This is a genomic window from Sphingomonas sp. 37zxx, assembly GCF_000786205.1.
GTDB lineage: Bacteria > Pseudomonadota > Alphaproteobacteria > Sphingomonadales > Sphingomonadaceae > Sphingomonas.
In genome coordinates, this window is the sequence record NZ_JROH01000037.1 from 27482 (window position 1) to 36700 (window position 9219).

The 9219-nt window shown below is 65.3% G+C and carries 6 protein-coding genes; 1 reads left to right on the forward strand and 5 read right to left on the reverse strand.

Annotated elements, in window-relative coordinates:
- Window positions 1-64: 64 nt before the first annotated feature.
- The 5 genes from QU44_RS13125 to QU44_RS13145 all read right to left on the reverse strand — a co-directional run bounded on the left by QU44_RS13125 (window position 65) and on the right by QU44_RS13145 (window position 7428).
- Window positions 65-853, reverse strand: coding sequence for a 3-keto-disaccharide hydrolase (locus QU44_RS13125; protein ID WP_052134842.1), 789 nt, complete (start codon window positions 851-853; stop codon window positions 65-67).
- Window positions 854-986: 133 nt separating this feature from the next.
- On the reverse strand, window positions 987-2576 hold the full coding sequence (locus tag QU44_RS13130) for a class II 3-deoxy-7-phosphoheptulonate synthase (RefSeq protein ID WP_033922748.1): 1590 nt from the start codon (window positions 2574-2576) through the stop codon (window positions 987-989).
- A gap of 39 nt (window positions 2577-2615) precedes the next feature.
- On the reverse strand, window positions 2616-3551 hold the full coding sequence (locus QU44_RS13135; protein ID WP_033922762.1) for a D-2-hydroxyacid dehydrogenase: 936 nt from the start codon (window positions 3549-3551) through the stop codon (window positions 2616-2618).
- Between the two features lie 37 nt (window positions 3552-3588).
- Window positions 3589-5037, reverse strand: a complete 1449-nt coding sequence (cysS, locus tag QU44_RS13140) for a cysteine--tRNA ligase (RefSeq protein ID WP_033922750.1) — start codon at window positions 5035-5037, stop codon at window positions 3589-3591.
- Between the two features lie 420 nt (window positions 5038-5457).
- Window positions 5458-7428, reverse strand: a complete 1971-nt coding sequence (locus QU44_RS13145) for a sialate O-acetylesterase (protein WP_052134841.1) — start codon at window positions 7426-7428, stop codon at window positions 5458-5460.
- A 236-nt stretch (window positions 7429-7664) separates the two neighbouring features.
- Here QU44_RS13145 and QU44_RS13150 point away from each other — a divergent pair, with 236 nt between their 5' ends.
- Complete coding sequence (locus QU44_RS13150) at window positions 7665-9179, forward strand: alpha-N-arabinofuranosidase (protein WP_052134843.1); 1515 nt, start codon at window positions 7665-7667, stop codon at window positions 9177-9179.
- The last annotated feature ends 40 nt before the right edge of the window (window positions 9180-9219 follow it).

Genomic DNA, 9219 nt, shown 5'->3' on the forward strand with positions numbered 1-9219 from the left:
GACGTAGCGCGCGGCAGGGGCGGGGGGAAGGTTGCTTTAGGCCGGGTTCGGTGCCGGGCCGCGATCAGCCGATCGGCTGGAGTTCGATCTTGCGGAACTCGACCGGGTGGCCTTCACCTTGCAGCGCCATGTAACCGCGATCTAGCGCCAGCTTGCCCCCTGCCGCGGCGATCACCGGCTTGGCATCGACATCGTCGGGATCGAGCTCAGGATCGGCATAGCGCAGCACGATTTTGCCATCGATCCGGTGGGTGATCTGGCCATTGGGCAGTACTTCGAGTTCGGCGGTGGTCCAGCGTCCGGCGGGCAGCGGTTCGCCCGTGGCCGGGATGCAGTGGCGCGGATCGCGCTTGCCTTCGAACGTGACGATCGTGCCGGGGGTGCACAGATTGCCCGATGGCTCGCGGCGCGCGCGGGGCACCGCCAGTAGCTGCATCTCGAGGCTGACGGGAAATTTCTGGTCGCGCGCCATCGTCGCGGGCGGCTGGGCGTGGAACATCACGCCGCTGTTGGTCTGCTGCCAGGGTTCGACGCCGGGCAGGAAATCACCGAACAGCCGATATTCGTAGCGTAGCCGATAGGCGGCGATCGGCGCTTTCCAGAACAAATGGCCGAATTCGCCCTCGAAGCGGGGATAGTTGGCGTGCGACACGCGGATCGCGCCATTGTGGACGATGAACATGCCGCGAGGGTCTTCGCCCAATGCGCGACCGGCGATCTTGGGGGTCCAGCCTGTGAGCGTCTTGCCGTCGAACAGCGATTGCCAGCGCGGCGCGGGAGCGGCACCGAGCAATGCCAGTGCGGGGATCAGCAGCATGGCCTTGGCGGCGCGGCGGGGGAAGTCGCTGGGCATTGGCTGTTCCTTCATTTGATCGCGGCCTTCCAATAACCGTTCGTGCGGCGCACCGAAGCACCCGTTCGCTTGGAGCAATGTCCTTCGATACGGGTCTTCGCCAGGCTCAGCCCCTACGCAGGACGAGCGGATATTACGCCGCCACTTTGCGCCGTTCGGCCATTTCCTCATTGAGCATTTCGGCCAGCAGGAATGCAAGCTCAAGACTTTGCCCCGCATTCAATCGCGGGTCGCAATGCGTGTGGTAGCGATCACCCAGCGACTGTTCGGTCACGTCGACCGCGCCGCCGGTGCATTCGGTGACGTTCTGCCCGGTCATTTCGGCGTGGATGCCGCCGGCATGCGTGCCCTCCGCACGGTGAACCGCGAAGAAGCCGCGCACTTCGGCAAGGATGCGATCGAACGGGCGGGTCTTGTAGCCATTTGCCGCCTTGATGACGTTGCCGTGCATCGGATCGCAGCTCCACACCACCGGATGCCCCTCGCGCTTTACCGCGCGCACCAGCTTGGGCAGCAGCGCCTCGATCTTGTCATGGCCATAGCGAGTGATCAGCGTCATCCGACCGGGCACACGACCGGGGTTGAGCGTGTCGAGCAGGCGCAACAGTTCGTCGGGCTCTAGCGTCGGGCCGCATTTCATGCCGATCGGGTTGCCGATGCCGCGCAGGAATTCGACATGCGCCGATCCCTCGAACCGGGTGCGATCGCCGATCCACAGGAAATGCGCGCTGGTGTCATACCAGTCGCCGGTCAGCGAATCCTGCCGGGTCAGCGCCTGTTCGTAAGGCAGCAGCAGCGCTTCGTGGCTGGTGTAGAAATCGGTTGCCTTGAGCTGTGGCACCGTTTCGGGATTGATCCCGCACGCTTCCATGAAGTCGAGCGCTTCGCCGATCCGATCGGCGACGTCGGCATATTTGGCGGCCCAGGGGCTGCGGCCCATGAAGTCGTGGGTCCAGCGATGGACCTGCTGAAGATTGGCATAGCCGCCTTGCGCGAAGGCCCGCAGCAGGTTGAGCGTTGCCGCCGACTGCGAATAGGCGCGGATCATCCGCTGCGGATCGGGGATGCGACCTTCGGGCGTGAAGGCGATGTCGTTGACATTGTCGCCGCGATACGAGGGCAGGGTGGTATCGCCGATCGTCTCGGTATCGGTCGAGCGCGGCTTGGCGAACTGGCCGGCCATGCGGCCAAGCTTCACCGTCGGCAGCTTCGAGGCGAAGGTGAGCACCACCGCCATTTGAAGGATGACGCGGAAAGTATCGCGGATGTTGTTCGCGCTATGCTCGGCAAAGCTTTCGGCGCAATCGCCGCCTTGCAACAGGAAGCCGCGCCCTTCAGCGACCTGCCCGAGTTCGGCGGTGAGGCTGCGCGCTTCGCCCGCAAAGACGAGCGGCGGGAAGGTGGCGAGTTGCGCGGTTGCGGCATCGAGCGCTTCGGCATCGGGATAGGTCGGAAGCTGACGCGCTTCGGCATGAGTCCAGCTATTGGGGGCCCAATCGGCCATGTCGTTCTCCGCGTTGCGTAATTTCACGAACCAATCGGCGTGATGCGCGATGCCGTTGGCGGCGATCTGGTTCACCACCGCCGCCTGGGCGCGCTTGCCGTCTTCCTCCCAGCCCTGCACCGTGCTGCCAGGGGTGCCGTACCATGCGCCAAAGGCGGCGCGGGTGATGCCGCGTTGTTCGCGGAAGCGTTTGATCTTGGTGCCGGCTAAGGTTGTCATGGACTAGCATTTACCCGATCGGGGTAAATCTGCAACCCCTCAATAGCCCGCCTGCAAATCCACCACATTCCGCATCGGCTTGCCCGCCAGGAACGCCGCGAGGTTTTCGAGGAACAGTGCGGCGGCGCGCGGGAACATCGTCGTCTGACTACGGCCCGAAAGATGCATCGAATGCAGCGCGTTGGGGGTGGACCATAAGGGGTGATCGGCAGGCAGCGGCTCAGGGTCGACGGTGTCGAGGAATGCGCCGGCGATCCGGCGCGCGGTGAGCGCTTCGATCAAGGCGGGCTGGTCGATCATGTCGCCGCGCGCCATGTTGATCAGCCATGCACTGCGCTTCATCGCGGTAAATTCAGGCGCGCCAAGCAGCGCGGCGGTCGCCCCGGTCGAGGGCGCGGCCAGGACGATCCAGTCAAATTCGGCAATGTGTGGCTTCCAGCCATCAGGCGTCAGCGTGCCGTAGCGGCCCGAGCGGGTGACGCCGGTCACCGCGACGCCGAACGCCGCCAGCCGATCGCCGATCAGCCGGCCGATCGTGCCATAGCCGATGATCAGCGCGCTGCTGCCCGCAAGCTCGACCGTGCCGGGTGCGGCGATCGGCCAGGCGCGGGCATCGGCCAGCCGGACGACTTCGTCATACCGCTTGGCGGCGGCGAGGATGCCGAGCACGGCATATTCGGCGACCGCCACCGCGTTGATCCCGGTGCCGTTGGTCATCACCGTGCCCCGTTGCTTCAGCAAGCCGGTGTCATAGGCATCAACCCCGGCGCGCAGGGTAAACAGCCATTGCAGCCGCTGCCCAAGCGCGGTGACCGCCGCCGAATCGAGCGGGTTCTGCATGTCGACCCAGGCGATGTCGGCATCGGCGATATGCGCCTGCGCATCGGCGCGGGTGGTGAACCAGTGCGGGTCTATGCTGTCCGGCAGATGCGGTTCGAGCAGCGGGCGGGCAAGCGCGGGAAGGACGGCTTTCATCGGCATGGTCCTGCGGTTTGGGAGGGAAGCGTAGCGATCAGCCCTCCAGCTTCCAATCCCAGCCTAGCGGATCGCCGTCCATCACTTCTACCCCGGCGGCGGCGAGCGCGTCGCGTAGGGTGTCCGAGCGGGCGAAATCCTTGGCGGCGCGGGCTTCGCGGCGTTCTGCCAGCTTGGCTTCGATCGTTTCTTCGTCGATCGTCGCGGCGGCGGGTCGGACTCGAAGGTCGGCGCGGGTGAGGGTCGCGAGGGTGAGGCCCAGCGCGGCGTCGAACGCTTCGGCGGCGGCAAGGCGATCGGCGGGCGACAGCCCCTTGTCGGCAAGCAATTCGTCGAGCACCGGCAGCGCCCGCGCGGTGTTGAGATCGTCCGACAGCGCTTCGTCGAACCTTGCGCGATAGGCGTCGGCGGTCGTCCGCGATGGCTTGTCGGGGGCGGCGCGAAGCTTCTCGATTGTCTGCACCAGCCGCTTCAACCGCGTCTGTGCCGCAATTGCGCCGTCCCAGGTGAATTCGAGCTCGCTGCGATACTGTGCGCTGAGGCACATCAGCCGGTATGCCAGCGGATGGATGCCGCGATCGACCAATGTCTGCAGCGTCAGGAACTCGCCCGCCGACTTCGACATCTTGCCCGCGCGATCGACCAGGAAGTTGTTGTGCATCCACATCCGCGCGCCGGTGAAGCCTGGCTCTGCATCGGTGCAGCCGCAAAACGCCTGATTCTGCGCGATCTCGTTGGGGTGGTGGATCTCGCGATGGTCGATCCCGCCGGTGTGGATGTCGAACGGGTGGCCAAGCTGGGCGTTGCTCATCACCGAGCATTCTAGGTGCCAGCCCGGCGCGCCGCGACCCCAGGGGGAATCCCATTCCATCTGGCGGCTTTCACCCGCCGGGGTCTTGCGCCAGATCGCGAAATCCTGCGGGTTGCGCTTGCCCCCGACCGGGTCGATCCGGCTTTCGCCCGCATCGGTGCTTTGCCGCGCCAGCCGGCCGTAATCGGGCACGGTCGACACGTCGAAATACAGGCCGCTGTCCAGTTCGTAGCAATGCGCGGGTGCGATCCGCTCGGCAAAGGCGATCATCTGCGGCACATAGTCGGTCGCCACCGTCCATTGCGCTGGGGCTGTGATGTTCAGCCGGGCGACGTCTGCCTTGAACACCTGGGTATAATGCGCGGCGATTTCCCAGATTGATTTGGCCTGCGCGGCGGCGGCCTTTTCCATCTTGTCGTCGCCGGCATCGGCGTCCGACGTGAGGTGGCCGACATCGGTGATGTTGATGATGTGCCTCAGGGCATAGCCCTTCCAGCGCAGCACACGCCCCAGCGTATCGGCGAACAGGAACGCGCGCATATTGCCGATATGCTGGTAATTATACACCGTCGGCCCGCAGGTATAGACGCGCACCGGCCCCGCCGGGTCAATCGGCGTGAAGGGTTCGATGCTGCGGGTGAGCGAGTTGTAAAGCTTCAAGGGAGCGGCGTTCATGCCGCCCCGTCTAAACCGCGCGGGCGCGAAGGCAAATGGGTTTACGACCCCTGGGGGTCAGGCGGCGAGGCGTGCCGGGCGGGTGCCATTCGACGAGCGAAACAGACCCTCGCCCTGGGTCTGGCCGGTGCGGATGGGCAGCGCCGTGGCGCAATAGGCGCATTCGGCGGTCATGCGACCGACCAGCCAGTGCGAACGCCCGCAACCGGGGCAGTGATTAATTTCCTGCATCCGATATTGAAGGCGGTAGCCGGTTTCATCGGGACGAAACGGGTGGTGAGCATGCATAGATGATGGTCCTGATACTGGAATCCCATCTTCAACCCGGCATTGCCGGATTTTGTTCCGCTTTCGCACCGTCGACGATCATGAACGCTTCACCGTGACCGCGCCGCAACACCCGCTTTTGCCTCCCGCCGCCTAATCGCCGCTGATCGGCAATGCGAAGGGTGCAGCCGGCAGCCCGGCGGCGTCGATCAGGTTCACGACCGGCGCATCGGCCCAGGCATAACGAACGCGATCAACGGGTTGGCCGTCGCCTTCGAGGCGGACGGTGCTGCTGTCGGCGCGTGCCTCGGCGTAGCGGCAGCGGGTGGCGGCGCAGAGTTCGAAGCCGATCGGTCCAGCCGCGCTGACGGCGGTGAGCGCGCCGGTGACCCCTTCGAATGTCACGACGATGTCGCCGACCATGCGCTGCGCGCGCAGCGGCAGGGGGCCGGAGGCGGGAAGATTTGCGCCATAGGCGATTACCGATGCCGCTTGCGCCATGCGCTTGGCGAGGTCGTTCTTGTTTGCGGGGTGAATGTCGGTCGGCTCGCCGATGTCGACGGCGGTGACGATTGCGGCGTGGCCGTCGACCAGCGCGGCGCGGCGCTGTTCGTCGCGCACCACCGCCCAGCCACTTTCGCCGGGCGCAGTTGCGGGCGATCCGAAATTGGCGAGACCGACGATGATAAAGGGCAAAGCGGGGTCGGCAAATTGCCGCCGCCAGCCGGCCATGAGCGCCGCCATCCGTGCATCATAGCCCGGCATCCCGGTATCGGATTCACCCTGATACCAGGCGACGCCTTTCAGTGCGATCGGCCCCAGCGGGGCGATCATGCCGTTGTACAGCGTCGATACGCCGGCATGGCTTTCCCATGGCATCCGGGGCGCGCGGCCCAGATCGGCGGTTTCGACCGAATAGCGCCAGCCTGTGCCCAATGGCACCGGCGCCGCGCCGTCCGGGGTGATCCGCATCGATTCGGCGGGGCCGATCATGCCGCCGGTCTGCCAGCTATCGGCGACCGACACGATGATCTCGTTGCTCCCCTGGCGCAGTACCGAAGCGGGGAAGGTATAGCTGCGCGGGCTGCCCCAGCCGAAGGACGAACCGATCGCGACGCCGTTGATCCAGACCATGTCGATTTCGTCGACTTTGCCAAGGTCGATCACCGCGTCGCCGCTGGGTGTGCTGGCCAGATCGAAGCGGTTGCGGAACCACATATGCCCGCCCGATCCCGCGGCCTGCGGATCGCCATATTCCTGCCAGACGCCGATTTTCGGCACCGGCTTCCACGCGCGCTTGTCGGGGGCGTTCCAGGGTTCGGCACCGCTGGCATCGCCGGTCTTGCCGCGCCACCATTCGCCCCATTGCGCGGCATATTGGCGGATCGCGGCGGTTTTGTCGCGTGCGTAGAGCGCGAGCAAATCGACGTCGCTTGCGGTGCCAGGGCTTGCAGCGGCTGGCAGCTTGCGCGCGTCTTCGGCAGCGATCCAGGGGCGAATTCGCGTCCCGCCCCAGCTCGAATCGATCGCCCCCATCGGCACCTTGGCCTCGGCCTTCAGCGCCTTGACCATCAGCAGGCAGGCGGCAGAGAAATCGGCGGCGCTAGCAGGCGTCGCGGCCTGCCACGCCGGGCGATCGGGCAGGGGGGCATCGACGGTCAGCCCGACGCGGTGCGGCATCGACAGCAGCCGGATGTCGGGATCAGCGGCAGTGTCGACCAGCGATTGCCCGTTCAGCGCCGCCTTTAGCGGATATTCCATGTTCGACTGGCCCGAGCAGAGCCAGACATCGCCGACCATCAGATCGCTGGCGCTCGTCGTGCCATCGCTGCCGGTGACGTCGAGCCGATAGGGACCGCCCGCCGGTTGCGGTGCCAGTTTCGCCTGCCACTTGCCATCGGCTGCGGCGCGCACGCGGGTGCTTTGGGTGCCCAAAGTGACGGTCAGGCGATCGCCCGGCTTTGCCGTGCCGGTCAGGATGATCGGGCGGTCGCGCTGCAACACCGCGTGATCGCCCATCGGTGTTGCGATCTGCGGCACCTGCGCGGTCGCGGCGGTGGCGAGGATCGATGCGGCGGCGGCCAGCGCCCAATAGCTGCGGCGACGTGCGACGAATGGCGGCATGGTCTCTCCTAACCCTATCATTATCGATCGTTATGGCAGCGCCCCGGCAGTGCCTCAATCGGGGCCTCGATCCGCAGCGTAACGATTTTTGCTTGCTTAACTCGGACAATATGGTTTGTCTGCCCGCAGCGATGCCCCGATACAAGCGGGCATGCTCACGCGATTGGGAGAGAGACGTGCTGAAGCAAACCTATCTTGGCCTTGCGGTTTCCTTTGCTGCGCTGGTCGCCGCGCCGATGGCGCTGGCGCAGCAAGCAGAGGGTGACCGTCCGGCGACCGCGACGCTGGCCGGCGACAAGCCCGGCCCGGTGATGCACCGCAACGTCTTTGGCCAGTTCGCCGAGCATCTGGGCACCGGCATTTATGGCGGCATCTGGGTCGGCAGCAATTCGCGCATCCCCAATGATGGCGGGTATCGCCGCGACGTGCTGACCGCGCTCAAGGCGATCAACGTGCCGATGGTGCGCTGGCCCGGCGGCTGCTTCGCCGACGAATATCACTGGCGCGACGGCATCGGCCCGCGTGCCAAGCGCCCGGTGAAGGTCAACACCAATTGGGGCGGGGTGACCGAGGACAATAGCTTTGGCACGCATGAATTCATGGGCTTCGTCGAGAAGCTGGGGGCCGAAGCCTATGTCTCGGCCAATCTGGGCAGCGCGCCGCCCGCCGAAACCGCGCAATGGGTGGAGTATCTCACCGCACCGGCGGACACGACCGTGCTGGCAAAGGAGCGTGCCGCCAATGGCCGCGCCGCGCCGTGGAAGGTCGAATATCTGGGGATCGGCAACGAGTTATGGGGCTGCGGCGGCAATATGCGCGCCGAATTTGCCGCTGACCTGACCAATCAATATGCTCAGTTCGCCAAATCGACCAATGGCCCGATGCTGAAGATCGCCAGCGGGCCGAGCGATTCGAACTACGCATGGACCGAAGCGTTCATGAAAATCTCGGCGCGGCACATCAACGGACTGGCGCTGCATTATTATACCCGGCCACGCGAAAAAAGATGGGAAGACAAGGGGCCGGCGCTGGGCTTTCCCGAGCGCGAATGGGCATCGACGGTGGCGCACACGCTCCAGATGGAGGAGTTCATCACCAAGCATTCGGCGATCATGGACAAATATGATCCGCAGAAGAAGGTGATGCTCGCGGTCGACGAATGGGGCACCTGGTATGATCCGACCCCCGGATCGAACCCCGGCTTCCTCCAGCAGCAGAACTCGCTGCGCGACGCGGTGGTGGCGGGGCTCAACCTCAACATCTTCGCGCATCATGCCGATCGCGTGAAGATGGCGGCGATCGCCCAGTTGGTGAACGTGCTGCAGGCGATGCTGCTGACCGACGGGGCCAAGATGGTGAAGACCCCGACCTATCACGTCTTTGACATGTACCAGCCGTGGATGGACGCGACGGTGCTGCCGATCAAGGTCGAGTCGCCCTATTACTACAACGCCGAATTCGCGGTGAAGGCGGTCAGTGCATCGGCGGTGCGCGACAAGAACGGGCAGGTGCATGTCGCCTTGGTCAACCTCGACCCCAATCGGCCGATGCCGATTTCGGTCGCGATGACCGGGGTGCAGGCGACCAGCGCGACCGGGCGTATCCTGACTGCCGATGCGATGGACGCGCATAACAGCTTCGAACGGCCCGATACGCTGGTGCCGGCGGCATTCGATGGCGCGCGGATCACAGGTGGCACCTTGTCGGTGACGCTGCCGGCGAAGTCGGTGGTGGTGCTGGCGCTGCGCTAAACGTGCGGCGTGGAAGCACGAACCCGCTGCGCGGGAGGGT

Coding starts and splice junctions, on each gene's coding strand:
- QU44_RS13145 (WP_052134841.1), bottom strand. CDS start 7,428: ATGCCGCCATTCGTCGCACGTCGCCGCAGCTATTGGGCGCTGGCCGCC.
- QU44_RS13130 (WP_033922748.1), bottom strand. CDS start 2,576: ATGACAACCTTAGCCGGCACCAAGATCAAACGCTTCCGCGAACAACGC.
- cysS (WP_033922750.1), bottom strand. CDS start 5,037: ATGAACGCCGCTCCCTTGAAGCTTTACAACTCGCTCACCCGCAGCATC.
- QU44_RS13135 (WP_033922762.1), bottom strand. CDS start 3,551: ATGAAAGCCGTCCTTCCCGCGCTTGCCCGCCCGCTGCTCGAACCGCAT.
- QU44_RS13125 (WP_052134842.1), bottom strand. CDS start 853: ATGCCCAGCGACTTCCCCCGCCGCGCCGCCAAGGCCATGCTGCTGATC.
- QU44_RS13150 (WP_052134843.1), top strand. CDS start 7,665: ATGGCGCTGGCGCAGCAAGCAGAGGGTGACCGTCCGGCGACCGCGACG.